This is a genomic window from Brevundimonas sp. (assembly GCF_018608325.1).
In the GTDB taxonomy this organism is placed as follows: Bacteria; Pseudomonadota; Alphaproteobacteria; order Caulobacterales; family Caulobacteraceae; genus Brevundimonas.
Map to the genome: position 1 here is coordinate 1 of NZ_JABAZW010000126.1, position 26,043 is coordinate 26,043.

15 protein-coding genes and 1 pseudogene are annotated in these 26,043 nt (G+C 63.4%); 10 read left to right on the forward strand and 6 right to left on the reverse strand.

What is annotated here, in order from left to right:
• The coding region (locus tag QZ281_RS12225) for a hypothetical protein (protein ID WP_292228747.1) at positions 1 to 1,882 on the forward strand (1,882 nt) is incomplete at its 5' end.
• A 517-nt stretch (positions 1,883 to 2,399) separates the two neighbouring features.
• Here the strand turns inward: QZ281_RS12225 and QZ281_RS12230 are convergent.
• Positions 2,400 to 3,968, reverse strand: coding sequence for a hypothetical protein (locus tag QZ281_RS12230; RefSeq protein ID WP_292228749.1), 1,569 nt, complete (start codon positions 3,966 to 3,968; stop codon positions 2,400 to 2,402).
• A gap of 193 nt (positions 3,969 to 4,161) precedes the next feature.
• Between QZ281_RS12230 and QZ281_RS12235 the strand changes: the two genes are divergently transcribed.
• The 5 genes from QZ281_RS12235 (at position 4,162) to QZ281_RS12255 (ending at position 12,047) form a co-directional block, all read left to right on the forward strand.
• Complete coding sequence (locus QZ281_RS12235) at positions 4,162 to 4,551, forward strand: hypothetical protein (protein WP_292228751.1); 390 nt, start codon at positions 4,162 to 4,164, stop codon at positions 4,549 to 4,551.
• A complete protein-coding gene (locus QZ281_RS12240) occupies positions 4,548 to 5,264 on the forward strand; it encodes a hypothetical protein (RefSeq protein ID WP_292228753.1) in 717 nt (238 codons plus the stop codon). Before QZ281_RS12235 ends, QZ281_RS12240 begins: the two co-directional genes overlap by 4 nt.
• A gap of 88 nt (positions 5,265 to 5,352) precedes the next feature.
• A complete protein-coding gene (locus QZ281_RS12245; RefSeq protein WP_292228755.1) occupies positions 5,353 to 6,852 on the forward strand; it encodes an FRG domain-containing protein in 1,500 nt (499 codons plus the stop codon).
• A gap of 169 nt (positions 6,853 to 7,021) precedes the next feature.
• Positions 7,022 to 8,254, forward strand: coding sequence for a hypothetical protein (locus tag QZ281_RS12250; protein WP_292228757.1), 1,233 nt, complete (start codon positions 7,022 to 7,024; stop codon positions 8,252 to 8,254).
• Between the two features lie 619 nt (positions 8,255 to 8,873).
• Positions 8,874 to 12,047 carry a DUF3857 domain-containing protein gene (locus tag QZ281_RS12255; RefSeq protein WP_292228759.1) on the forward strand — a complete coding sequence of 1,058 codons (3,174 nt, stop codon included), beginning with the start codon at positions 8,874 to 8,876 and terminating at the stop codon, positions 12,045 to 12,047.
• 14 nt (positions 12,048 to 12,061) lie between these two features.
• On the opposite strand, the gene QZ281_RS12260 is transcribed toward QZ281_RS12255, so the two are convergent.
• Positions 12,062 to 13,075 (reverse strand): substrate-binding domain-containing protein, encoded by a 1,014-nt coding sequence (locus QZ281_RS12260; protein WP_292228761.1) that lies wholly within the window; start codon positions 13,073 to 13,075, stop codon positions 12,062 to 12,064.
• A 118-nt stretch (positions 13,076 to 13,193) separates the two neighbouring features.
• Here QZ281_RS12260 and QZ281_RS12265 point away from each other — a divergent pair, with 118 nt between their 5' ends.
• From QZ281_RS12265 to QZ281_RS12275, 3 genes are all read left to right on the forward strand, one after another.
• A complete protein-coding gene (locus QZ281_RS12265) occupies positions 13,194 to 14,651 on the forward strand; it encodes an MFS transporter (RefSeq protein WP_292228763.1) in 1,458 nt (485 codons plus the stop codon).
• A gap of 161 nt (positions 14,652 to 14,812) precedes the next feature.
• Positions 14,813 to 18,274: a TonB-dependent receptor gene (locus tag QZ281_RS12270; RefSeq protein WP_292228765.1), complete on the forward strand. Its 3,462-nt coding sequence runs from the start codon at positions 14,813 to 14,815 to the stop codon at positions 18,272 to 18,274.
• Between the two features lie 159 nt (positions 18,275 to 18,433).
• Complete coding sequence (locus QZ281_RS12275; RefSeq protein WP_292228767.1) at positions 18,434 to 20,449, forward strand: glycoside hydrolase family 97 protein; 2,016 nt, start codon at positions 18,434 to 18,436, stop codon at positions 20,447 to 20,449.
• Positions 20,450 to 20,502: 53 nt separating this feature from the next.
• Here QZ281_RS12275 and QZ281_RS12280 read toward each other — a convergent pair whose 3' ends face one another.
• From QZ281_RS12280 to QZ281_RS12295, 4 genes are all read right to left on the reverse strand, one after another.
• Complete coding sequence (locus QZ281_RS12280) at positions 20,503 to 21,879, reverse strand: MATE family efflux transporter (RefSeq protein WP_292228769.1); 1,377 nt, start codon at positions 21,877 to 21,879, stop codon at positions 20,503 to 20,505.
• 86 nt (positions 21,880 to 21,965) lie between these two features.
• Positions 21,966 to 22,724, reverse strand: coding sequence for a ligase-associated DNA damage response endonuclease PdeM (gene pdeM / locus QZ281_RS12285; RefSeq protein WP_292228771.1), 759 nt, complete (start codon positions 22,722 to 22,724; stop codon positions 21,966 to 21,968).
• Entirely contained in the window at positions 22,721 to 25,243 is a 2,523-nt protein-coding gene (locus QZ281_RS12290) for a ligase-associated DNA damage response DEXH box helicase (protein WP_292228773.1), read from the reverse strand. Before QZ281_RS12290 ends, pdeM begins: the two co-directional genes overlap by 4 nt.
• Positions 25,204 to 25,392, reverse strand: a complete 189-nt coding sequence (locus QZ281_RS12295) for a hypothetical protein (RefSeq protein ID WP_292228774.1) — start codon at positions 25,390 to 25,392, stop codon at positions 25,204 to 25,206. Before QZ281_RS12295 ends, QZ281_RS12290 begins: the two co-directional genes overlap by 40 nt.
• A gap of 80 nt (positions 25,393 to 25,472) precedes the next feature.
• Here QZ281_RS12295 and QZ281_RS12300 point away from each other — a divergent pair.
• Positions 25,473 to 26,043, forward strand: a pseudogene (locus tag QZ281_RS12300) (ATP-dependent DNA helicase); the annotation flags it as partial.

Genomic DNA, 26,043 nt, shown 5'->3' on the forward strand with positions numbered 1-26,043 from the left:
CTTTCAAGGGCCGGACTCTAGCTCCGCGTGGAGGAAATTCTCAGGGGCACGTCAAATCTTGGATGCTTCGGCTGGGGAGGTCGCTTTCGCTTCGAAAGCCAGCCTTTTGCTCAATGAACTTGCACCGGCCGATGCGCCTTGGGTCGACTCTGCCTGGCGCACACTGAGACGCCTTTGGACCACCAGCAAACAGTGGGGGGCGATATCTAAAAACGAACCTGCGGCCATCAAAGCTCTTCTAGCGCATTGCGGAGACGCGATGCTCGCGACGTTCATAGGACGCGTCACTAGGCGGCTAGGCGAAGTTCAAGAACCTGTTCTGGCCGTTGGCCAAAGCACCCAACATTTTGCTGCGATCAGCCGTGAACTTGTCGCAGCGGCCAAAGAGAACAATCTCGAGCCGCCGGTCATCACGGTGAACAGTGGACCGCCTGTTTTCCTGACGATACTCGCCTATGCGTCGGGAAATAGGGATCTTAACAAATCTCTGATCACCGAGCTTGAGCCAGACGAACTCGTCAAAACGCTCGCGACTCTCATGCAGGACGCGGCGGCCAGCAATGGTGCACACCTCAAGCTCAGCGCCTTGCTCACACGCGAGGAAGATGTCGATTGGATGCCAGTGCTGGATGCCGCACGAGATATCGTCGCCAACCGAAGCATCCCGTACCCTGGAATGATGGCCGCCGTCGATGCGCTCGGCCATTTCTTCTCAAGGGGCGATGCTCACCGCGCACGCGTGCGGGACCTCGTAAGCACGGGGGTGGTTAACAACCGGGTGGCTGAAGCCCGCGCCGCCAGAAACTATGAACTCATGGCAAAGCTGACTGCTTTGGTGTTCGTCGGCGGCGGGACGCCTGCGCAGCCGAACGGCGAGGCGTGGGCTGCTGTGATCACCGCTCATCCAAAACTCCCTGAGCTGGTCGATCAATATGTTCGCGCGTATGGGCCAACTGCTTCGATGCACTTCGCCGTCAACGCTTCAACCGATCCCTCGTGCATGGACCTGTGTAGAGCGGTCACTTCCCATCGCGTTCGGCAAGATCGCTGGGGAAACATGTTTGTGGAGACCGCGATCGCGGAGATCGACAAGTATCTCAACGCGATGGAGCCCGACCTCCATACCCTCTTCCTGAATGGCTTCTCCGGCTACGAATCCTTCTGGGACGAGATCGACGAGGAGGCTCTCAACGTCAATGTCCGCCGCATCCTAACCACGCTGTCCGTTGCTTCTCCGGCAATCGCGAAGGAGGTGCGTCAGCGCGCTCGGAAGGTGCTGAAATCTAAGCTCGACACTGTTACGGCGACCACTTGGCAAGCAAGCGTGCGCAATGGTGCGGAGCCATTGCCGGTAGCACAGGTGCTAGCTGATACGCAGAAAGCCCCGCTCGGATTGAGCTCGAACCTATTCAATGCGCTGACCAACCTCCGTCCGGAACTTGTAGCCAACCATCCGCGTCCGTTCGGCTCCAGATGGTTCCAGGCCGCGAAGCTTCTCTCCCTCAGCGCAAAGCGAACGCTCTTCGTCAACCTTCGTGATCACATCAACGGCGCGTCGGAGATTGCCCGGCTCGATGAACTGCTTCAGCAGGGAGGCGCTGATTTCCTAGCGGATGGGAAATTTGCTGAGGCGAGCGACAGTAGCGTCAGACACATCATCCTGCCCCTCCTCGACAGCGCCGAGGGCCTGGCTTGGCTCCTGCGCAACGCGGATACGTTGGCAAGCTGGATCACTGCCAGCAGCGAGGACACGCAGACTTTCCTGAAAGATCAATTGCATCATCGCTGGTCGGGCGTGGACGCAGGGGGCCGAGAGCAACTGGGGTCGCTCGCGACTGCTTGGACGTTGTCGACGCCCGCCGCGAAAGAAGGAGAAGGCTAGGCTTTGCATTGTCAGCATTCTTGTGGAGTTGATCCCTTTCGGAACCCGCTACTAACGGCTTTAGGTGATGAACGTCTTCACTGGCTCGGCCTCGTTCGACCCAAGCCAGTCCGACTTGAGTGGGGAGCAGGCTATTAGAGGCAGCCGGTTTGAACGTCTGGGGCCGGCTCGCAGACAATTTCTGCTGTAGGCGCTTTTGTAATCAGAAAGACCAAACCGCTGCTGGCGGCGCGTTCGCGACGTCATCGAATGGCTCAGCCTGGCGCTCCCGCGACTGCTAACGACAATCGCCGACCCTGACTCAAAGCGGCGGTCGGCAACGTCCGCTTTCGGGCGTGGGTGCCGGTCAACTGCCAAAGGGGCAGTTCTGATTCAACGCGGACGTTACATTGCTCTGTTCTACTGATGGGCATGAGCGCCTTTGTGGACAGTCCCGGCACGCTGCTGATGACACAGTTCGGGATCTTCCATCGCATCGCCAAAGGTGTTCCGTGATCGGGTCGATGGTTGGATTTAACTATCGTCCCAGCGACTGGACCCATCTGAGCCAAGGCCGGTTTCGACGAACCGCCAACCGCTGCATGCTCGCCGCGTTCGCGTCCACGAATGTCACCATCGCGGCCGAAACAGATCCAGGCGGCCCATCGCCTCCAGTCTGTTGCGCCGCAAGCCGACCGACATGTTCCACCGTGATTGCTGCCAGGTTCTCACCGGACCTAACGACACCTTCTTGCTGGCCGCCATCACGGGCATCTGCCGCTCGACCGAGGACACGATCGATGCGGTGATCTGCTTCGCTGCTGAGGAGGGTGGGATTCGTCCGAGCGCTTTCCAGCAGCGCAACCGCTAGCTCATAGGCTTCGGGGTCCGCGCCAGTCGTGCCGCGTGCAGAGGCCTCGAACTCTCGCCACGAGCGGAAGCGGGACGTGAGCATCTGGGCAGAAGAGAACAGTCCGGTCAGCTCTCCGAGGGTCGTATCGCCGATCCGGTCGCGCACAGTATCGATCTGCCATTGTAGGGTGTTGAGCTCCATTCCGAGCTCCACGATGTCGCCATCGCTGTAGGTCGCGCCTCGAACCTGAACCAGAATGGCCAGCACCGTCTCCAAGATCGCTCCGGCTGAGGGCACGGCGTTGGACAAAACATGGTCATCCTGGAGCCGTTCCACGGCTCGCATGAGGCTCGACGCGGCCGAGGCGACAACGAGAGGTGAGTCCGTCGAGGCCGCGCCCTGTCGCAGACCGACGGCGGCCGACTCCAGATCGAACATAACCGGTGCCGGGCGCTGAACGGCGGCTTGGGAGAGTTCCCGGTCAGTCCGGGCCCGTGCGAATACCCGCAAAAACGCGGTGGCAGTCCCTACAGTGATATATTTCGGGGTCGTCGCGCGCGGCTTCGGATCGCCGGGGCGCCGAGAGATTTGCCAAACCCGATAGGCCTTCTCGATTTCCTCCGTGGGCGTGCTAATTACTCGATGGGTTTCGCCGACCAGGTCATCGAAGGTCGCGACGCTGCCCCCGTATTCCGGCATCGAAAGTTCGAGAGGTAGGACCCGATCGCCCGATAGGATGAGCGGAAACCGCCGGACCTGCCTGCACCAGACCGCAGTGATCAGCATGGCATAGAAGAGATCCACCTTGGCAACGTCGATTACCAGCGCATGCCGGCCGATCGCCCGCTCTAGGCCTGTGATCACCGCGGGGCCACGTTCTGGTTGGGCGCTTGCAGAGGCGATAGTTTCAAATAGCGCAATCACCTGGCCAGGTGGCACCGATGTAGTCAGGGCAGCTCGATACTGATCGGTCAACGGGGAAGCCACGCTGCTGTATCGGCTCTCGACCCTCCCCATTATGTCTTCGAACGCGGCACCCCTGTGCGGGCCTGGCACGTCTGCTGGGGCCTCGATGTCCAGCCATTTGAACGCCCGGGTCGCATGCTTGAGGGAATAGAGCTCAGCAGCCGACTCACTGGTCCGCAACCGGATCGGTGAGCTGAACTGGCTTCCCGATGCGTGGACAGCCTTAATTAGCGGTGTTTCGCGAAAACCCACGTATTTGAGGCCGCCCTCGGCGGTCAGCTCGACCATCAGCGGGCTGACCTGTCTCAGTGACATTCTTGAACCTTCCGGCTTCGCCACAATCTCAAGACGAATCGGTCGCCCTTGTTGCAGACTCACACCGTAGTTTTACGATGCGATCTCCGCAGGACAAGGCGAAGGGCTCTAGGTTGTGGGATTTCCAGCAAGAACGGGCGACGGTGCCCTCAGGGATCTGATCACCTTGGTCGCTCATGACGGCAAGGACAGCCATAAGGTTCTGGAGAAGACTTTCGATTGGCAGCATGCGCGGGCGCTCGAAGTTGGCAAATGGTCACTTGCGGCCGCGAGCGGCCTTGTCGTCGCCGTTGTTGTGGTCGCTCTGCGCCAGCCTTCCGAAGCCGCAGTGCAGACGCAGCCGTGGCGGATCGGCCCCCTGGCGCTTGACCTGAGCTGGACCTGGAGCGCGCTGGTCGCCTTGCTCGCCGGCGTCCTGATCTCCGTAGGCGTTGCCGCATTTCGCTCGGCCGCGCGAACCCAGACACGCTACATTCTGGCCCAGAACCTCCTCGCCCGCCTGCAGGACATCCGGCCCTTTCTAAAGCTGGCAACTGAACAGGCGGATCGTGAATGAACGCTCTAGCTCCGTTTCTCTATGTCGCCCTCGGTGCCGCCGTCTCGTCCCTGCTCGCTGGAATCGCTCGTTTCCAAACATCCCGAAAAGCGTTGGCAAGCGCCGCCGAGCAGACATTCAGGGACGCGCTGAACAGCTCGGACCTCGCGACCATGTCCCGCTATCTGCGCCAAGAACTAGGGAATATCCCGCTGGACTCCTATCTGCAGGACAAGGATGTCCGGGATAGGGTTGATCATTATCTCGCCCGTCTCAACCTGTTCCTCGCCAAGCCGCCTGATGACACAGCCGCTGAACCCGACTTGCGAAACGCACGAAGTGCTGAGGCAGCGAAGTTCCTCGGCCCAACTTTGGTGGGCACAGACAACCGGCCTGAGATCCAAGCTGCGCTTGCCAGCCTGCGGGAGGGTGATGCCTGGAGCGCCCTAGCGCGACTGCGGCGCGACCTTGAGATTCACCTCTTGGGCCTGAGAGCCCGTGGGCTGCAGGAAACGCTCTCGCTCGGGCCCGCCCATCCCAGCGGGCGGTTTTCTTTGACCACAGATGTGCCGCCGTCTGTGATGCCCAACTTCCGCCGATTCTGGCGGACAGCCAGTTCCGCCGTGCATGGGCAGAGGGTCACCTATGAGGAGGTGCTTTCGGCCATCCGGGAGGCCGAAGCTGTGTATGCGGAACTGGATAGGCTCGAGCGGGAAAACGTGGGGCGCGACTGATTGAACCAACACTCTCAAAATCGGAGCTTAAGTCAGAATCCCAGCGGCAAACCAATGTCCGATCCTGGCGCAAAAAGATCCTAATGCAATGACGATATCAGATCAGCAGATACTCGATGCCTTGATCTGGCAGGACTTCGAGGGGCTACAGGACTTTATCCCGAAGCCCTCGATGAAGGGCAGCCGGTACGAGTTCGAGGCAGCTGACGTCGGCGAGGCGGTAGCGCTGGCCGAGACTCTGAAGACGCTCGGGCGCTATCAGTACTTCCGGGGCCAGGCCGACGCGAGCTGGAGCATGACCTCTACCGTTTCTCGGTGCACGCCTGCTGAAAGGGAGGCCGAGCTGGAGAAGGTAAGGGCGTTCTGGTCGTGGGTCCGGAACTCTCCGGAGATGGTCCCTTATCTCCAGTCCGACGATCAGATCCTCGCCGCGATCCAGCACCACGGCATCGCCGCTACCCCGCTTCTAGATCTGACCCGCGAGCCGCCGGTCGCAGGATGGTTCGCCACCGAGGATGTTGGCGCGGCGGGGTACGGGGCGATCTATCTGCTCGACCACGACCGCCTGTCAGACTTTTTCCGGGTGATGTCAGGCGGGAGGCTGCAGTTCCGATTTCTGGAGGTTGATGTCGCCAATCTGTGGCGCCTACAGGCTCAGTCCGGGCTGTTTCTGGAGGGCAACGCGGATCTTGAACAGTTCTGGCCTGTCGACCGGATCGTTTTCCGTCAGACGGGCGCTTGCTCGCCGATCACCCGAAGCGAAATCTATCCGGATCGGGAGAGCCACCTGGAGCAGATGATCCGCCTTCATGCGGTGCTGGACGAGCGGAGCCGCCGGTTCGAGGCGCTCATCAACGACCCGAAATCGCCGCTAAGGGTCTACCATGTGCAGGCAGAGCCTGCTGCTGCTCCCGCCGAGACTGCCCCGCCGAGCGAAATTTGGGCGGCCGGTCCCGACGAGCGGTGGAATGCCGTGGACCTGTCGCAAGCTGACGTCACACTGGCTTTGAGCACGCTCGAGAGCGACGGGAATGCCGTCGTCGATCTGATCGAGCGACGCCGACGTTGCACTGATCTTCTGAACGTCACTGTAGATGGCGAGGTTGTGCCTGGTCGCTTTCAGCGCTTGTTGGATGCCCTCTGGACCGGTATGCGGCCGTATCCGTACACCGCCCAAGAGATCGCGCGGGCAGTGTCCGCCTTGGCCCGCTTTGACGGCTTCTTCCGCCAGTTTAACCTCAATGCCGGCAAGGGGACGTTCGAGCTCGCTCAGGCCCATCTTGAGTCGCCCATCGAGATCGAAATGGGTCTGTTCGGGGGCGGTTCCACACGATGCTGCGTCAGCGGTGCGCATCTCTTGGCGGCCTTTACAAACGCTGGCCGTCGACTGTTGAGCTTGCCCGAGACTGCGACCGTTGAACATATGAAAGCCGCGCTGATCGTTGCGCAGGGCGTGCGGATGGGGCTTTTCGACGAGGAGCGTTTCAGGTACCTCCTGGTCGACGAGATCATCCCTTGGCAGGTCCTCTCGAAACGCGATCCCACGATCTATGCCGCCAGCCAGATCGAGGTTCTTGGCGTCCCCTGATCCGGGGATGGCGGTCGACGGCTGATCACACCACGATTGGCTGAATGTCTGGTTTCCGGCTCAGCCTCAATGTCCGCTGGTGGCGCCCTGCTGACGAGCAGCGCCTGTCGTACTATTCGCGTGAGCTAGAAAATGATGTGCTCGCTGACCCACTAATGGCTGAGATCTGATGTCGACCAAGGCCCACCTGAAGATTGCCGCCGCGCACCTCTGTGAACCGTTGAATGCGGCTAGCTGGTACGACTTCACCACTGGCCCAAAGGCGCGGCTCACGATCCCGCTGCTACTCGCCGACGGAGTGGACGAACTGAATGGTCCGGTACCTCTTACCGGGCATGACCTCCTCGATTGGGTGGAAGGGCATCTGAGCGGCCGCCTGCACGGGAAGGACGGGCGCCTGTATTTCAAGGTCGCTGAGCCAGTGGGGCAGATCATCTCGGCCGAATCCTTCGTGGAAGCGCTGCTCGGCGCAGCAAATAGGATTGACGATGCGCTTCGCGGCCTCACCAAGGTCGTGACCGGCACCGTATGGACGCTGCAGCTGGAAGAGGAACTGCTGGAGATCATCGACGGCGTGCGTGACGGCAAGATCGACGCCGCGGATTTCGCTGCTCGCATGGCGAGGCCGAACTTCGCGCCTGGGACCGCCGGCTACCACCACCTGTTCGCGCGCAACGCGCACATTCTCATCGAGCAAACCCGGACGGCGTTGCTGCGCGCCTTCGACCATGCCGACCGGATGATGGCTCAGACGCAGATCCTGCTCGCGAATGAGGGCGGGAGGTATTACTCGCCTCTCGGGCCGGGGCACGAGATCGTCAACAGTTCAATGACCTCGGAACGTGTGCATGGCGCATTTGCCGATGGGATTAGCGCAGTCGCGACCGCGCTGGACCTCCTGTACCGGCTCTTCGTCTATCTGGTGCGTGAGCCGTTTGGCACGGCCGATCTGCCGGGCAAGCTCTACTTTCCGTACAACGAGACGGGTAAAGCCTATGAGCCTTTTCCGAAAGGAGCCGCAGCGGAACCAACGGATGTTGGTGCTGCCGACCTGCCTTATGCTCTCCCTAATGTCGCGCCAGGCAACTTCTTCGCGCTACGCGCGATGCGGAACGATCTGACCCACAATATGATGTCAGGCCACATCCAGCCGAGCTGTTTTGTGGGCCGTGGCACTACTCTCGTCGCCAATATTCCGATCCGCTATGTCCAGGCGGTCGCGCCCGATATCGACAGCACAGGCAAGCCGCTGAAACATGCCTATGTAGAGCGCTTCTATAAGCAACAGCGCGATGCGGCCGTTGAGCTCCACGATCTAACTGAAGAGTTGGCTCTGACCGCGGACCATTCTTTGCAGTGGCTGGCGCATCGACTCGAGCGGAGGTTGGCGCGCGCAACGTGAATGCGCAATCGGACGAGCAATGGATGGAGGGGAACCGCGTTTAGGTGGACGGAAGGCCTCGCGGGTGGGCAACCCTCAATGTCCGCTCTCCGGCACGCTCCCAAGGCCCGCTATTGGCGCGTCGCAGCCATTGGCGACGACTTTTCCGCTGGTTTCTGGTAGCCTCTGTCGCGTGCCGGAAATCGCTGCGATTTCCGTCGCCGTGGTGACCATAGGGTGACCACGGACATCGGCCGCATTGGCGGATATCAATTTTTATCAATGCTCTCAGGAGTTTATCGGCGCGGATAAGGCGGCTTCAGGTTCCTCTACTGGGACATCGAGCTCGAACCCTAGGGGTTCTCGTTGTTTCCGTTGATGTCCAGGTGCCTGTTTCCATGACGAAAACAGGGCAAGGGGCGATTGCTCGGGATGACCGTCTTATCCTCCGATTTGCTCACGACTGGTGACCATGCGGCGCTCAATATCGTCCGTGCGCCGATCAAGCGGCAGGCCCGCAGACTGTCGGCATAAAGTAAGGTCGGCGAAGGCGGCCCTGTCTAGTCGCTGTCCAAGTGATGGATTGCCGCCACTCGCCTCTGCGGATATCAGATATGTAACGATGGTTTTTGGTGGCGGAATGTCCAACAAATTCTGGCTTCACGCCTTTAATGTCTTATGCGCTGGTGGGCTTTGGAGTCTGGCGGGCGTTTCTCTGGCCGGGGACGTGATCCTGCGGGGCGAGGCGCCGGCCTGGGTGGTCGCTTCAACTGAAGCGCCGCCTGTTGGCGCGGATGCTCCGAACGACGGTCTGCGTGTGCTTTTGTTCGATGTCCAACATCGTGCCGACAAAGGGGTCCAATCCGGATTTGTCCATCTGAGGCGTCAGGCCCTGTCGCCGCAGGCCCTGCCTATGGTTGGCAGTGTCGGCCTGACCTGGAGCCCGGCCAGCCAGGACGTCACCGTGCATCAGGTGCGCATCATCCGGGACGGGCAGGTGCTGGATGTCCTGGAGAGCCAGGCGTTCGAAATTCTGCGTCGTGAGGCGAACCTCGAGCAAGCTATGCTGGATGGGCAACTGACCGCTGTATTGCAGCCGGCAGGCCTGCGGGTCGGAGACATTCTCGATGTCGCCTACACCCTCACGTCGCGGGATCCGGTGACGGCCGATCATGCCGAGGAGGCTTTGGACCTCAACCTGCCCCTTGTTGTGGATCAGGTCCGCTATCGCGCCTCCTGGCCTTCGGATCGCCCCATGCGTCTCAGGGCGGAGAAGGACTGGACCCCACTGACGGTCAAGCAGCGTGACGGTTACGCCCACGTTGATCTGTCCTTCCAGAATCTCCAACCCATCATTGTGCCGGCGGACACGCCGGTCAGGTTTCATTTCCCACGGCGGATCGAGTTCAGCGACTATCGCGACTGGTCCGAGATCGCCGTCGCTCTCAAGCCCCTTTACGACACTGCGCGGAATCTGCCCTCGGATACGCCGCTCCAGGCAGAGGTCGCGCGTATCCGCGCCCTGTCCAACGATCCTGCGGTCCAGGCGGCGGCGGCGCTGAGGTTGGTTCAGGACGAGATTCGGTACGTCGCCTTGATGATGGGCGAAGGCGCGCTGACGCCAGCGACCGCTGATGAAACCTGGCAACGTCGCTATGGGGACTGCAAGGCCAAGACTGCACTGCTGCTCGCTCTGCTCGATGAACTGGGTATTGAGGCCGTCCCGGCGGCGGTGAGCGTGGGAAGCGGCGACGGCTTGCCAGATCGCCTGCCCATGGTCTCAGCCTTCGATCATGTCCTGGTGCGCGCGACCATCGATGGAAAGGTCTATTGGCTGGACGGAACCCGGACCGGCGATCGTCAACTGGATGAAATCGTCACGCCAGCCCTGCACTGGGCTCTGCCCCTGTCGGGGCCGCAAGCGCGCCTGGAGCGGCTGGAGGCGGCTTCTCTCACAGTCCCGACCACGGAAACGCTTCTTACTCTCGACGCCAGCGCAGGCCTGTATGCCCCGGTCGGTGTCGAGGGAGAAATGATCCTGCGCGCCGACGAGGCCGCTGTTCTCGGTCAGGCCATCGCGCTTTTTTCTGAAACGCAGAAGAATGCGGCGCTACGCAGTCTCTGGGACTGGATTCCCGACCTGGAGATCAGCGAAGTCGGCTCAGCCTATGATTTGCAGGGCAATGTCGTTCGCCTGACAATGAAGGGAACGACGTCGCTGACATGGAGCAGTGATGGCCTGGTTCCGCCTGGGACCAGCTATATGAGCTATTCACTGGCGCGGCGCCCGGAAGGTCCGTTCCAGTCTGCGCCATTTGCGATCAGCCATCCCGTCTATACGCGTCAGCATGTGACCCTGCGCTTGCCAGAGAACGGGGGCGGTTTTCGTATATCCGGCGGCCAGGTTGACCGCGTCGAATTGGGCTATCAACTGCGGCGCACCGTTGTCTTGGCGGGCGAGCAGATGACCGTGGACTTCACCCGCCAAAGTCGGGCAGCCGAAATCACTGCCGCTGAAGCCGAACAGTCCCTGGCTGCGAGCAAAATTCGGCCTCGCGATCCGCCGCGTATCTTCGCGCCCACTTCCTATCGCCTCAGCGAAGCGGACAGAAAGGCCTTGGCTTCTGATGTACCGACTACGGCGGCGCAATGGCTGGATCGCGCTTGGGCCATGTCCCAGGCTGATGAGAAAGACCAGGCCGTCGAGGCGGCTGCCAAGGCCATCGCTCTTGAACCTGAAAACAGCAACGCTTGGGCCAATCGTGGAGTCTATCGCTTCCACGCTGGCGACCGAGCAGGTGCGAAAGCCGACCTGGAGAAGGCTGTCGACCTGGATCCCTCAGAACGTATCGCCATGAACGGTGCGGCTCTGATCGCCATGAGCGAAGCCCGCTACGGTGATGCCGTCATTGAGTTGTCGCGCGCCTTGCGCCAGGCGCCTGGCGACGTGTTCGCCCTAAGAAGGCGCGCTCAAGCCTATGTGGCGTTGGAGCAATATGACCGCGCTCTGCGCGACATCGACGCTCTGATTTCCGGTGGGGAAGACAGCGATGAACTCAAGCTCGTACGGATCGGCGTGTTCGAGGTCGCCGGCCGCATCGACGAGGCTGACGCTGCGATGGCTGCTGTTGTTGCGGCCCGACCAGATGACATCGACCTCAAACTGCAACGGATTGGCTTCCTGAATAGGGTCGGGCGCAAGGAGCAGGCAGAGACGGAAATGGACGCCCTTGCCGTCACCATGCCGTCCGACAGCAAGATTTTGCTGAATCAGGCAGTGCTCAAGCTCGACCTAGGCAAGGCGCAGGCCGCTATGGATCTGCTGGATAATGTGCTGCCTCTCGATGAAGAACGGGCGCAAAGCGTTCTGATCTATCGTGCGAAGGCCGCCATCAAACTGGGGCGGCTCGATCTCGCCGCGCAGGATTTTGCGACGGTTCGGGCCAAGGCAGGGGATGACGCCGGAGTCCTCAATAACCTGTGCTGGGCCGCTGCGACCACGGGCGCGCTGTTGGATCAGGCGCTCAAGGACTGTGATGCAGCCTTGGCTATTTCGCCCGCCGCATTGCACATTCAGGACAGTCGTGCGCGAGTGCTCCTTCAAATGGGAGACGTGACTGCGGCCCTGGCGGCCTACGACGCTGTATTGGCTGTCCGTCCCGAATACGTGGGCGCTCGATATGGCCGGGGGCTGGCGTTGGAAGCCTTGGGGCGGGTTGACGAAGGGCGAGCCGCGAAGGCCGTAGACATCGCCAAGTTTCCGCATGTCGTCGATGATTTCGAAGCCTATTCCCCTCCGACGATCCAGCACTAGCCTATAGGCGCAGTCTAGGAGCCGCAGGATTCCCGGACGATCAGTTCGGTCGGCAGGACGCCTCGGCCTCTGAACAGTTTGGGGTCGAGCAGGCTGGCGACCATCAGTCGGCCCGCTTCGTAGGTGTCCTGGCGGATCGTGGTCAGGGTAGGGGTGCTGAGACGGGCCAGCAGCATGTCGTCATAGCCGACGACCGACACATCTTCAGGCACTGACAGACCGGCGCGGCGGATGGCCTTGATGGCGCCCAGCGCCATCAGGTCGCTGGTGGCGAACAGGCCGTCGAACTTGACGCCGCTTTCGATCAGTTGGGCGACGGCGCGTTCGGCGGATTCCAGTTCGAACTCGACCTGGACCATCAACTGGTCGTCCACGCTGATGTTCGAAGCCGCCAGCGCTTCCAGATAGCCGCGGCGGCGTTGGTCGGCTTCCGGGTCGGTGCCGCCCAGGAACAGGATGCGTCTGCGTCCGCCGCGCGCAATATGCTGGGTCGCTCGTTTGCCGCCGACGACATTGTCCGAGCCGACCGAACGATAGCGCTGTCCGGGCAGGTGGGCGCCCCAAACGACAAACCGTGCATTGGTGTCGGCCAGTTCGTTGAAGGCGTCGTGCAGCGCCGCCTGGCCCAGGAAGATCACGCCGCTGGTCGTGCCTGTATTGGTGGCTTCCTTCAGGTCTTCCAGAGAACCGGCAGGCGCGTGGCTGACCGTGAAGTCGCAGTCGCGTGCGCGCGCCGCCTCGCCGATGCTGGCGAGCAACTCCAGGAAGAAGGGGTGCGACAGGGGCAGGGGGCGCCCGCGATTGTACGGCGTGACGATTGAAATCGAGCCGCCAGCGCTGATCGATGGGCGCGGCAGGGTCGATTTGAACGCATAGTCGTGCTCACGAGCCAGGGCCCAGATGCGCTGTTTGGTCGGTGCGCTGATCAGGGCGTGGTCGTTCAGCGCACGCGAGACGGTTGAGGCGGAAACCCCTGCAAGACGTGCAAGATCGTCGAGGGTTGTTTTTCGGTTGCCGCCGCTGGTCATCGCAATCAACCTACACGGTGCGGCGGGGTCGGGACAGTCCGCTTGAAAAGCCTGGGGAGGCGAAGCGTTGACGGACCGGAAACGGGATCGAGGAGGGATCAATTCCAAGGCCCTGGCCTTGGTCGCAAACGCCAGCGCAGGCCTGTTCGGCGTCCAAATTGTGTGGGGATTGCAGGGGGTCGCGACCAGCCGGATCTTTCAGTCGCTGGGCGCGGAGATGGCGGACCTGCCGTTGCTGTGGATCGCTGCGCCGGTGACGGGGCTTCTGGTGCATCCGGTCGTGGGCTGGTTGAGCGACCGGACGAAGGGGCCGTTCGGGCGTCGGCGGCCCTATATTGCGGTCGGCGCGCTGATGACCGCATGCGCCATGGTTCTGATGGGGTGTGCGGACAGCCTGTCCATGGCTGTGCTGGCCCTGTGGCTGCTGACCCTGTCGGTGAATATTGCGATGCAGCCGATGCGGGCCCTGGTCGCGGACCTGGTCGACAAGGATGATCTGAACCGCGCCTACGCCTTGCAGGTGCTGTTCATCGGCGCAGGGGCGATCTTTGCATCGTGTCTGCCGTGGCTGCTGGCGCGGCTGGCGTCCGGGGGCGCGCATGGGCTGGAGGTCGGCCCCAGCTGGCGCCTGGCCTTTCTGGTCGGGGCCGTCGTCTTTCTGATGGCCGTGGCGTGGACGCTGGCCAGAACCCGAGAGTCGGGGCCTTCTCATGCCCAGGCTGTTGAAGGCGTGACGGTCGCAGAATGTCGGCTGCGGCCGGGCATGTGGCTGGCGCTGGGCGTTGCGGTTGCAGCGGTTGCGGCGATGCTCGACGTGCGGCGAGAGGTCTATCTGCTGGCTGGAGTGCTTGGCCTGTACGGCGTGCTGCAGTGGGCGGTCTTCATCCGCGGGCGTCGCGACCCTTTGTGCCCGCTGAAGGGTGTTTTGGGCATCGTGGCCTGTATTGCGGCCATGCCGGCGATCATGCGCCGTCTGGCCCTGGTGCAGTTTTTCACCTGGTTCGCGCTGTTCACCCTCTGGGTCTATGCGGTGCCGAGCATCGCCGCGCATCAGTATGGAAACGCAAGGCCTGGATCGCCCGTTTACGAGGCCGCTGCCGACTGGGTCGGCGTGCTGTTCGGGGTTCAGGATGCGGTGGCGATCGGGGCCGCGTTGTTCCTGCCTTGGATCGCCCGGAGGATCGGGGTGGCGCGCTGTCACGCCGCCTGTCTGGCGGTCGGCGCCATCTGTTTCGCGTCGATGAGTCTGGTTCCAGGCGGAGGCATGTTGGTCCTGCCGTGGGCGGGTGTCGGCCTCGCCTGGGCATCCATTCTGTCCGCCCCCTATGCGATTGTCGCGGCGGCCAGTCCGGCGGATCGGGTCGGCGTCAATCTGGGCGTGCACAATATCTTTCTGGTCCTGCCTCAGCTTGTCGGCGCCAGCCTGCTGGGGGTGGTGGTTCAGCGTGTGTTCGAGGGGCGGATGCATCTGGTTTTGCCTCTGGCCGGGCTATCCTTCTTCGTTGCGGCGGTTCTGGCGCTGCGCTTGCGAAGCAGCGGGCGCGATGACAAGGCTCAATGCAATATCTTGCATTGAGCCTGTGCGCGACAAGTCACATTTCAGACGTTTTTCCCCGATGATCGCCTAGTTCAGGGCTTCTTGCGCTTGCATTTCTCGATTTGCTTACGCAAGAATATGCAAGAACCGCGCAATAAAGCACGGGCATGGCGCGTATGCGCCAATAGGGAGGGGTACACATGTCTAACAGAGCGATTCGTCGCGCCTGGTTCGTGGGCGCGTCTGGAGCAGCCTTGCTCACCAGCCTGGCCGCCACATCGGCGAGCGCCTGGACGGGCGCGGAACTGCGTGATGCGCAGGCGACGCACAATCTGACGTCTTCGATCAATGCGGCGATCATCGCGGCCGATGCACAGGAAGCCGCTGCGCAGGATCGCAACACCAACGTTGACGACGTCATCGTCACCGGCGTGCGTCAGGCGCTTGCGACCTCGCAGGAGATCAAGAAGAAGGCGGACACCTTCGTCGATTCCATCACCGCAACGGACATCGGCGCCTTCCCGGACAAGTCGGCGGCTGAAGCGCTGGCGCGCGTTCCCGGCATCACGGTGAACCGCCTGCAATCGGCCGACGACTCCACCCACCCGTCGGGCGAACCGACCGGCGTTCTGATCCGTGGCCTGACGCAGGTGCGGACCGAGTTCAACGGCCGCGACACCTTCTCCGCCGACTCGGCGCGCGGGCTTCAGTTCAACGACGTCTCGCCCGAACTGCTGGCGGGCGTGGATTCCTACAAGAACCTGACTGCGGAAATGATCGAAGGCGGTCTGGCGGGTACGGTGAACCTGCGCACCCGTGTTCCGTTCGACCAGAAGGGCCTTTTGATCACCGGCAACGTCAAGGAGAACTATGGCGACCGTTCGGGTGAATGGACGCCGGAATATTCGGCCCTGATCAGCAATACCTGGGACACCGAGATCGGTCGTTTCGGCGCCCTGGCCAGCATCGCCAGCAGCGACGTGGTCACGCGCACGGAAAGCGTGATCATGGACAAGATCGACACCTACTGCTCGGCGGGCTTCGGCACGACGACCAAGGCGACGCTGGACTCCAGTGGCCATGTGACCTGCACCGCCAATCCGTTCGGCGGGAAGGATTTCGTCTATGCGCCTGACGGCATCCGCTTCTCGCAGGTCGACTATGACCGCCAGCGTCGCGGGCTGGCCGCCGCCCTGCAATATGAGAACAATGCGGGCAATCTGCGCGCCACGGTTCAGTACATTGAATCCAAATACGACAATGCCTGGCTGGAACGCGCCAGCCACGTGAAGCTGGAAGGCGGCTATTTCGGAACGCCCGCCTTCAATCCGCGCGGCGGCTCGGTTCTGGTTGGCAGCAAGGGTCTGACCTTCGGCGCTGACGGCATGCTGCAGTCTGGCCTGCTGACGCAGGGTGCAGGTTCCTGGGGCGGCACCTGGGAAAGTGAACAGGCGGCGCTGAACGCCGGTCAGGTCGCGCCGGGTGTTCCCTTCGTCAAATATTGCGGCGCCGGCGCCTGCGGACCCGACAACCGCAACGGTCTGTATATCGAGAACGAAGCCCGTAACTTCGACCACTCGGAATCAACGCGTGATCTGTCGGGGAATATCAGCTGGGATCCGACCGAAAAGATCCACGTCAACCTGGACGTCCAGTACATCGACGCCTCGGTCAGCAACAACGACATCCTGGTCGCCGCCAGCACCATGGCCAATGTCGATTACAGCGTGAACAAGGATGGCACCCCGCAGGTCAAACTGCTGCCGGGTTCGAACAACAACTATGCAGCGGGCGGTTTCGCCAATCCGCACAACTACTTCATCCCCTTCATACAGGGCCACGTCGAAGACAACGACGGAAACGAATTCGCCGCGCGCGGTGACGTCTCCTACAAGTTCGATGACGGCAGTTGGTTCGACAAGCTGTCGGTGGGCATCCGCTTCGCCGACCGTAAGCAGACCGTGCGGTACTCGACCTTCAACTGGACGCCGATCGCTGCGGCCTGGAACGGCTGTGCCGGACCTGGCTTCAATGCAGACAATACCACGCCCGGCGCCTATCCGACCGGCACGGACCGCTGCGGTGGAAACGTCGGCCGTGCGCCCTTCCAGGGCTATGGTGCTGGAATCTGGGAATCGACGCCACTCGACAGCTTCTACAACGGCAGCGTCTATGACAACGGCCCGCTGGTCTATCTGAACCGCGATACGCTGCGGGACTTCCCCCGCCTCGTTGATGCGCTGGGTCCGCGCACCAATGCGCCATTCGGCGGCTACACCCCGATCTGTGATCGTCCCGATGCCACGGTGGACGGCTGCTTCACGCCGGGCGAACTGCTGAAGGTCAATGAAAAGACCCAGGCCGCCTATGCAATGCTGCGTTTCGGCGGCGATGATCACACGATCTTCGGCGGCGTGACCGTGGCGGGCAACGTGGGCCTGCGCTACGTCCGTACGGAAGAGAACAGCGACGGCAGCGTGGCCTTCCCGCACGCCGATGTCTTCGCTGGTCTGGCCGCCTGCGGCTCTCCGTTGTCGGGGAACAGCATCGTCAATCCGGCCTGTTATCTGACCTCTGCGGTCCGGGCCTTTGCGAACGGCGCTGTCGCGCAGGGCAGCTACAACTCGTCCTATACGAACTGGCTGCCCAGCCTGAACCTGCGTTTCGGCCTGGATGATCAGAACTTCATCCGCTTCGCCTATTCGCGTGCGATGTCGCGTCCCGACATCGGTTTGCTGCGCAATACTCTGGCCATCAATGCGCCGGTGTATTCGACCACGGCGGACTCGCCTTACATCGTCTACAAGAATCCATCCGCTCCGCACACGGCGGACAATGTCGCGGGCTACAACTTCGTCTTCCTGGCCAACTCGGGCAATGCTGCGCTCAAGCCGCTGACGGCGGATCAGTTCGATCTGTCCTTCGAACGCTATGTCGGCCGCAACACCTCGCTGGCTGCGGGCCTGTTCTACAAGAAGCTGTATGACGCGATCTCGTTCGGCCAGTTCACGCGTGAAGTCACCAACGGCAGCTCGACCCAGACGGTTCAGATCAACGGCCCCAGCAACACCGATGGCGACAGCGGCTCGCTGACGGGCCTGGAGCTGTCCTACCAGAGCTTCTTCGACTACCTGCCGGGTTGGTTGAGCGGTCTGGGCGCACAGGCGAACTATACCTATGTGCACCAGTCGGGCATCAACAACTCCAACCTGTTCACCGCTTCGTCCAGCGGCGACGTCGGCGCCTTTGGTGCGGGCCAGCAGTCCTTGGGCGGTACGGGCAATGTGATCGATTCCCACCGTCTGGCCGGTGTTTCGACCCACACCTACAACGTCGTCGGTCTGTATGAAAAAGGCCCGCTGGGCTTCCGCCTGGCCTACAACTGGCGCTCGCGCTACCTGACCCAGAACCTCGACTGCTGCATCGGCCTGCCGGTGTTCCAGAAGGCCGCTGGCTTCCTGGATGCGTCGCTGCGCTATTCGATCAACAACAACATCGAACTGTCGTTCGATGCGACCAACCTGCTCAACACGACCACCCGTTACGAGCAGCAGATCTTCGGCGACTCTCCGCAGACGCCGGGGGCTTCGCCCGTCTTCCGCGACTCCGCGTGGAGCCGGGTCGACCGTCGCTATCAGATTGGCATCCGCGCCAAGTTCTGACCTCAAAACTCACCGCCGCGGCTTTTGTCGCGGCGGTGTCCTTTGGCGACACGCCCAGCGACGGCTCGGTGCGACGGTCACGTCCGCTGATCCGGCCGCAGGACGACGGCGGTTTACGCCGTCGCCCATTCAGTAATCTTGAAAACAGGACATTCAGCCATGCTGGCACGCGCGCTGATCCTCGCTGCCCTCGCCATGCCCGCTGCCGCTCAGGCAGGCGCGCGCGAGTGCTCGGACTCCCCCGGCAGGGTGCTTCAGCTCTGCATCTCGGTCGATGGAGGGCGGGCTGTCTATGAAGTTTCGCGCCATGGCCGTCCGGTCATCGCGCCTTCGACGGTGGGACTGGCCTTCGCCGGAGAGCCTGCGGTGCGCTGGTCGACCCTGACCGAGGCGCGCCGGTCATCGACCGATACGACCTGGGAGCAGCCCTGGGGCGAGCAGCGCGTCATCGCCGACAAGCATAATGAGCTGAAGGTCACCCTGGGCGGCGACACCCCCTATAATCGCCGGGTCATCGTGACGGCGCGCGTCTTCGATGACGGCGTGGGCCTGCGTTATTCCTATCCGGAAATCCCGGCGGGCAAGGCGGTGGAGGTCGTCGGCGACAACACCCAGTTCCGCACGCGCGGCGCCAATCAGGCCTGGTGGTATTCCGCCTGGGGCCAGGAACGCGACGAGTATCTTTACACCGAGACGGACGCGCGCCGGATCACGACCGCAGAGACGCCGCTGACGCTGAAGCGCGACGATGGCCTGCATGTCTCGATCCACGAAGCCGCCCTCATCGACTTCCCCAGCATGCTGCTGTCAGGCGACGGCGCTGGAACCCTGACGGCCAAGTTGATGCCGTGGCAGGACGGGGTGTTGGCCCACAAGACCGGCCCGTTTGACACCCCGTGGCGCACCATCGTCATCGGCGACACGCCGGGCGCTTTGGCGGACAGCCGCATCGAGCTGAACCTGAACGAGCCGAACAAGCTGGGCGATATCTCCTGGTTCAAACCCGGCAAATATGTCGGCGTCTGGTGGGAGATGCACCTGAACCGCAGCACCTGGGGCAGCGGCGAGCATCACGGCGCCGCCACCGCCAATGTAAAATCCTACATCGACTTCGCCGCCCAGAACGGCTTCGGTAGCGTTCTGGTCGAGGGCTGGAACGAGGGCTGGGATGGCGACTGGATCGCCCACGGCGATAAGTTCAGCTTCACCAAGGCCTATCCTGATTTCGACATCGCCGAGATCACCGCCTATGGGCGCGAGCGCGGGGTCAAGCTGATCGGCCACCATGAAACGGCGGGCGGCGTGCCCAATTATGCGGCCCAGCTGGAAGACGCCATGGCCCTGTACGAGCGGTACGGCGTCGATGTGGTCAAGACCGGCTATGTCCGCCACAGCGGCGACATCGTCGACGAACAGGGCGGCCTGCAGTGGTTCGCGGGGCAGTATATGGTGCGCCACAACCTGCATGTCGCAGAGGTCGCGGCGCGTCACCGGATCGCGGTCAACGCCCATGAGCCGGTGAAGGACACCGGCCTGCGTCGCACCTGGCCCAATATGATCAGCCGTGAGGGCGCCCGCGGTCAGGAGTTCAACGCCTGGGGCGATCCGACCAATCCGCCCGAGCATATGACCATCCTGCCGTTCACCCGTTTGCTGGCCGGGCCGATGGACTTCACCCCGGGCATCTTCGACATTCCGCGCGGCGGCATCGCCCTGACCCGCCGGGTGCAGACGACGCTGGCGACGCAGCTGGCTGAATATGTCGTGGTCTACAGCCCCGTGCAGATGGCGGCGGACCTGCCGGAGAACTATCTGGCGCACCCCGACGCCTTCCAGTTCATCAAGGACGTGCCGACGGACTGGGAGAGGACACGGACGCTGCAGTCCGAGATCGGCGACTATGTCGTGGTCGCACGGCAAGAGCGCGGCGGTCAGGACTGGTATCTGGGCGCGATCACGGACGAGAACGCCCGCACCCTGAGCCAGCCGCTAAGCTTCCTGGCGCCGGGCAAACGCTATGAGGCCCAGATATATGCGGACGGCGCCGATGCTGACTATCGGACCAATCCGATGAGCTACGTCATCACGCGTCAGGTGGTGACCAGCGCAGACACTCTGCCCATCGTCATGGGGCCGGGCGGAGGCTTGGCCGTGCGTTTCCGCGCACTGCCCTGAGGACTGAGCCACCTGACCCGGACGACGGTTCGCACCGTCGTCCGGGTCTTTTTTTATTCGGCGTTCGCGACGGCGGGGGCTGTCCGGTCGGGGCCTGACAGCTTGGCCTTTAGCTGGCGCAGCAGGAACAGAATGACCACGGCGGCCTGCGCCGTTGAGGCGATGGCGGCGGCCCACCAGAAATGCTCCAGCCTGCTCCAAGGCTGGGCGACCAGAAAGACCATCGCTCCCGCATAGACCGCCAACCGCACCACGCCGCCGATCAGCGACGGTCGGGTGTCGCCCAGCGCCTGGAAGGCGCCGGAGGCGGTGAAGGCCAGCCCGGACGCCAGGAAGATCAATGAGACGATCTTCAGATAGTTGGCCGCGATCGCGCCGGTTTCGGCATCGGCGGCAAACGGCGCGACCAGCAGGGGGGCGTTCCACTGACAGATCAGGGTCAGGGCCAGCATGATGATCGAACCCATGACCGCCGCATCGCGCACGGTGCGGACCACGCGGCTGTACTGACCCGCGCCATAGTTCTGACCAGCGATGGGGCCGACCGCGAAGGCGATGGCCATGGCGGGCAGGAAGACAGCCTGCATGACGCGCGATCCGACGCCGAACCCGGCCTGGGCCTCTGCGCCGAAATGCTGGATAAAGCCGTAGGTCAGGCTCATGGAGACGAACAGCAGCAGGAACTCGGCGCCCGCCGGGAAACCGATGCCGATGATACGACGCAGGACCGCGCTATCGGGCGGCGTCAGGCGCATGGGCTGGGCGATCAGGGTCTGGACGCGGCTGAAGATCACGACCGCGCCGACAAAGCCCGCCAGCGCCGCAATCGCGCTGGCCAGACCGGCGCCGAAGGTTCCCAGCGGCAGGCCAAGACCCCAGCCTGCGATCAGCACGGGGGCCAGCAGAGCGTTCAGCAGAACGGTCGCCGACTGGATCATCATGGTCGGACGCACCACCCCTGCCGAGCGCAGGGCCGCGCCCATGGCGCCGGTCGGGAACATCAGGGCCAGGGCGGGCAGGAAGCCGTGCAGATAGGCGGCGCCTTCGCGGGCCGTCAGCGGATCTGCCGACAGGCTGCGCATGGCCATGCCGCCAAAGGCGTAGCCGACGATCAGGGTCACGCCCGCCAGAACGACCGACAACAACATGGCCTGACGATAGACGGTCTCGGCGCCCGCATTATCCTTGGCTCCGATGGCCCGCGCCATCAGGGACATGGTCCCGACCGCCACCATCTGTGATGCGGCCATGACCAGAAAGAAGACCACGCCCGCCAGACCGACACCCGCCAGGGCCGCCGGGCCGATCCGTCCCACGAAATAGAGGTCGATCAGGAAATAGAGGGTTTGGAACAGCAGGCCCAGGCCGATGAATACCGCCATGCCCAACAGATGCCGGGTGATCGAGCCTTGGGTGAGGTCGTGTTGCATGTGTCGTGTCCTGAGCGCGCGGCGATCCGCTGCGTGCGGGCGCTGTAGCGTCGGATCAGGACCAAATCAATATTGTCCGGGTTTTATTACCTATCGCCTGACAGTCGGTCCCAGGCCAGGGCGTGGACACGGTCTCGGCCCAGGGCGGCGACCATGGGTTCGTTGGCGAACAGGCCGGAAATGACGGGATCACGGACGCTCAATCCCCCGGTGAAGGCGCCGAAGGCGGGCAGGATCAGGCGCGATCCATCGGTGATGAAACAGGGGCGGCGAACGCCCCGGCCATAGGCGACGACACGGGCGCAGGGGTGCAGGTGCCCCGCGACCTCGCCGTGGCGATTGTCATCGGCGGATAGGGGCTCGGGTTCGTGGGTCAGGCGCAGCGCGCCCAGCCTCATGTCGCCGATGACGGCGCCGGGCAGGCGGATAATGGCGTCGGTCTGGGCCAGAGCCTCGCGGTCGTGATTGCCCTCCAGCCACAGCCAGTCGCGACCTGTCGCCATCCGGTCCAGCCGCGCGCGGTCGTCTTCGGCCATCCGGGCGATGGCCCTGGCGTCGTGGAAACTGTCGCCCAACAGGATGACCATCGCCGGATCCAATTCCGCGATCTCAGCCTCCAGCCGATCCAGGGTCGCGCGGCTGTCATAGGGGGGCAGCAACTGGCCACGCGCGGCAAAGGCGGAGCCCTTCTCCAGATGCAGGTCGGCGGCGATCAGGGTGCGGTGCGCTGGCAACCACATCGCCCCGGAACAACGCAGATCACAGACTTCGCCCGCGATCAGCACGCGCAGCGAACCGCAGGGCTTGCGGGCGGGCGACAGGGTCTGGCGCAGGGCGGCGTTCATGGGACGTCGTCCATGACTTCGGCGATCAGGGCGTCTGCGCTTTCATCCAGGATCATCTCGGCGGCGTCCCCACCCACACGCTCGCGCCCGATCTGGACCAGAACCGGCACGCTGAACGGCGACGGCCGGGTCAGCGATATGGGGCGGATGCGACCCTCAATCCGCGCCAGCATCTGACCCAGGCGCGCCACGTCCAGCAGACCCGAGGCGGCATCGGCGCGGGCGGTCTTCAGCAGCAGGTGGTCGGGCTGGTGTCGGCGCAGCACATCATAGATCAGGTCGGTGGAGAAGGTGACCTGACGCCCGGTCTTCTCCGCGCCCGGCAGGCGTCGCTCGATCAGGCCCGAGATCAGGGCGCAGTTGCGGAAAGACCGCTTCATCATGAAGCTTTCCTCCAGCCATGCCTCCAGATCATCGCCCAGCATGTCGGGCTGGAACAGGGCGTCCAGATCGATCCGATCCATCGGCTTGATCGACCAGACGGCGAACGAATAGTCGGTGACGACAAATCCCAGCGGCCCGACGCCCAGCCGGTCCAAACGCCGCGTCAGCAGCATGCACAGGGTGGTGTGGGCCAGCCGTCCCTCGAACGGATAGGCGACCATGAAGTGGCGATTGCCGCGCGGGAAGGTCTCGACCAGCAGGGTTTCCGCATCGGGAATGACCGATCGCGTCTCCTGAAGCTCCAGCCACTCCTGCACGTCCGGCGGCAGGACGCGCCAGTGGTCGCGGTCCTGAACCATGGTGCGCACCCGGTCGGCCAGAGAGGTGGACAGGGGAAACTGCGATCCGCCCCACGACGGAACCTTCGGGTCCTTGTCATTGGCGTGGGTGACCAGGGCGTCGGTCCCGTTGATGCCCTGAAAAGCCCAGACCTGACCGGCGAACAGGAAGGTGTCGCCGGGCGTCAGCTGTTCGAAATACCATTCCTCGGCCTCGCCCACCTTGCGCCCGCCAATCAGCTGGCGCGAGGCGCCGCCCCGTCGCGACGCCACCCGTACGTTCAGATTACCGGCGGAGACGATGGCGCCGACATTCATGCGGTGGCGCTGGGCGATGTGCTGATTGCGGACCTTCCACTGGCCGTTCTGTGTACGGACGATCCGTGCGAAACGGTCGTAGGTCCGCAGGGCGTAGCCGCCGGTGGCGACGAAATCGACCACCTCCTCGAATTGCTCCCAGGTCAGGGCGCGATAGGGGCCGCAGGTTCGGATTTCGTCATACAGCGCCTGCATGTCGAAGGCCTCGGAACAGGCCAAGCCCATCACGTGCTGGGCCAGGGTGTCCAGCGTGCCGATATGGAGCGGCTCCCAGTCGAAGGCGTTGTCGGCGACGGCCTCGCGCGCGGCCTGACACTCCAGCATCTCGAACCGGCTGGCGGGCACCAGCAGGGCGCGGGACGGCTCGTCCAGCCGGTGATTGGCTCGGCCGATGCGCTGGACCAGACGGCTGGAGCCCTTCGGCGCCGCCATCTGGATGACCAGATCCACGTCGCCCCAGTCGATGCCCAGATCCAGTGTCGAGGTGCAGACCACGGCCCGCAGATCGCCCCGCGCCATCGCCGCCTCGATCTTGCGTCTCTGTTCGGCGGCCAGCGAGCCATGGTGCAGGCCGATGGGCAGATTATCGTCGTTGACGGCCCACAGCTGCTGGAAGACGAACTCGGACTGCCAGCGCGTATTGACGAAGATCAGGGCGAGGCGGGAGCGCTGGATGGCGGCATAGACTTCCGGGATGGCGTGCTGGCCGGTGTGACCCGCCCACGGCACCTTGCCCTCCGAGATCAGCACATCGATGACCGCAGGCGCGCCAGGATCGCCGCGCACGAGAATGACCCCTTCTCCTCTGGTGGGAGAAGGGAGAGCGGGACCCAGCCACCCTCTGATCAGATCGGGGTCTTCGATGGTGGCGCTCAATCCCACGCGGCGCATGGTGGGTGAAAAGCTCTGCAGCCGCGCCAGACCCAGGGCCAGCAGGTCGCCGCGTTTGCCGCTCCAGATCGCGTGCACCTCGTCCAGAACGACGCATTTCAGGTCGGCGAAATAGGCCCGAGCACCCTCCCAGGCGCAGAACAGGGCCAACTGTTCGGGCGTGGTCAGCATGATGTCGGGCGGGAAATCACGCTGGCGTTGGCGCTTGGATTGTTTGGTGTCGCCCGTGCGGGTCTCGACATGGATGTTCAGCCCGATCTCGCGGATCGGGGTCATCAGATTGCGCTCGACGTCGGTGGTCAGGGCCTTCAGCGGCGACAGATAGAGGGTGTGGACCCCCGATCCCGGCCCGATCTCAGGCCTTGGTCCGCGTTCCGCCAGATCGATCAAGCTGGGCAGAAAGCCCGCCAGCGTCTTGCCGCCGCCGGTCGGGGCGACCAGCAGGGCGTGTGACCCGGCCTCGGCCGCCGCGACCATCTCCAACTGATGCCGCCGGGGCGACCAGCCGCGGCTGGCGAACCAGTCGGCGAAAAGCGGGGGAAGGGTCGTCACCCCAGCCGAGCGCCCACACAGGCCTGACCGTTCCATGCGCCGCCTGAATCCAGACAGGAATCCTGGGCGATGGCGGCGCTGAGGGTCGGCCAGGCGGCGAACCCGATCAGAACGGCAAGCGCCGCCGCCAGGAGGATCACGGCCAGCAGGCCCTTGGGGGTCAGAAGCTTTGTCTTGGCGGCCATGAGCCAGAAATAGCGCGCCAGAGCGTCGGTCGCTAGATGTTCCCGTTCCGTTTCGCTCTCAGGCTCGCTATCTATCGGCTGTGTCAGACGAATCCGTCATTGCAGAAACGACCCGGACCGGACCCGAACTCAGGTTCGACCTGCCGCCCGCGCTGGCGACGCCGCCGGGCGCGGGGGCCGTGTGCGATGATGCGGGCGCCAGAAAGATCGGGCGTGGCGCGGCAGAGGGCTTCTTCACCACGGGGCCGGTTCTGATCGCCCATGCGTCGTTGACTGCGCGGCGGCTGGGCCTGACGCCGCCGTCCCGGTCGGCGGACCTGATGGATGTGCTGGAGCTTTACGCCTTTGTGCGGCCCGCCCGGTTCTGCGCGCCTTCGCCGACGGGCCTCGCACTGGCTTTGGGCCGGGTCGAGCCGAAGTCGCCCGAGGAACAGGCGGCGGCCTTGCGTGAAGCAGCGCAGGCCCTGCTGGGTGAACTGGCGGCGCCCGCCTATCCGCACCGCGAAGAGGCCTATGTTCTGGCCCTGACGATGCAGCGCGCGGGTTGGGCCTGGGGCGAACGCGCGGTGCAGGCGCTGGAGGCGGGCGGGGTGCGAGCGCGCCAGCATCGCGGATCGGGACTGGATGCCTGGACCCGCCTGACCGAATGGG

Excerpts from the sequence above, each read along its gene's own strand:
- QZ281_RS12230 (WP_292228749.1), bottom strand. The coding sequence starts at position 3,968 with ATGGTCGAGCTGACCGCCGAGGGCGGCCTCAAATACGTGGGTTTTCGC.
- QZ281_RS12240 (WP_292228753.1), top strand. The coding sequence starts at position 4,548 with ATGAACGCTCTAGCTCCGTTTCTCTATGTCGCCCTCGGTGCCGCCGTC.
- QZ281_RS12245 (WP_292228755.1), top strand. The coding sequence starts at position 5,353 with ATGACGATATCAGATCAGCAGATACTCGATGCCTTGATCTGGCAGGAC.
- QZ281_RS12250 (WP_292228757.1), top strand. The coding sequence starts at position 7,022 with ATGTCGACCAAGGCCCACCTGAAGATTGCCGCCGCGCACCTCTGTGAA.
- QZ281_RS12255 (WP_292228759.1), top strand. The coding sequence starts at position 8,874 with ATGTCCAACAAATTCTGGCTTCACGCCTTTAATGTCTTATGCGCTGGT.
- QZ281_RS12260 (WP_292228761.1), bottom strand. The coding sequence starts at position 13,075 with ATGACCAGCGGCGGCAACCGAAAAACAACCCTCGACGATCTTGCACGT.
- QZ281_RS12270 (WP_292228765.1), top strand. The coding sequence starts at position 14,813 with ATGTCTAACAGAGCGATTCGTCGCGCCTGGTTCGTGGGCGCGTCTGGA.
- QZ281_RS12275 (WP_292228767.1), top strand. The coding sequence starts at position 18,434 with ATGCTGGCACGCGCGCTGATCCTCGCTGCCCTCGCCATGCCCGCTGCC.
- QZ281_RS12280 (WP_292228769.1), bottom strand. The coding sequence starts at position 21,879 with ATGCAACACGACCTCACCCAAGGCTCGATCACCCGGCATCTGTTGGGC.
- pdeM (WP_292228771.1), bottom strand. The coding sequence starts at position 22,724 with ATGAACGCCGCCCTGCGCCAGACCCTGTCGCCCGCCCGCAAGCCCTGC.
- QZ281_RS12290 (WP_292228773.1), bottom strand. The coding sequence starts at position 25,243 with ATGGAACGGTCAGGCCTGTGTGGGCGCTCGGCTGGGGTGACGACCCTT.
- QZ281_RS12295 (WP_292228774.1), bottom strand. The coding sequence starts at position 25,392 with ATGGCCGCCAAGACAAAGCTTCTGACCCCCAAGGGCCTGCTGGCCGTG.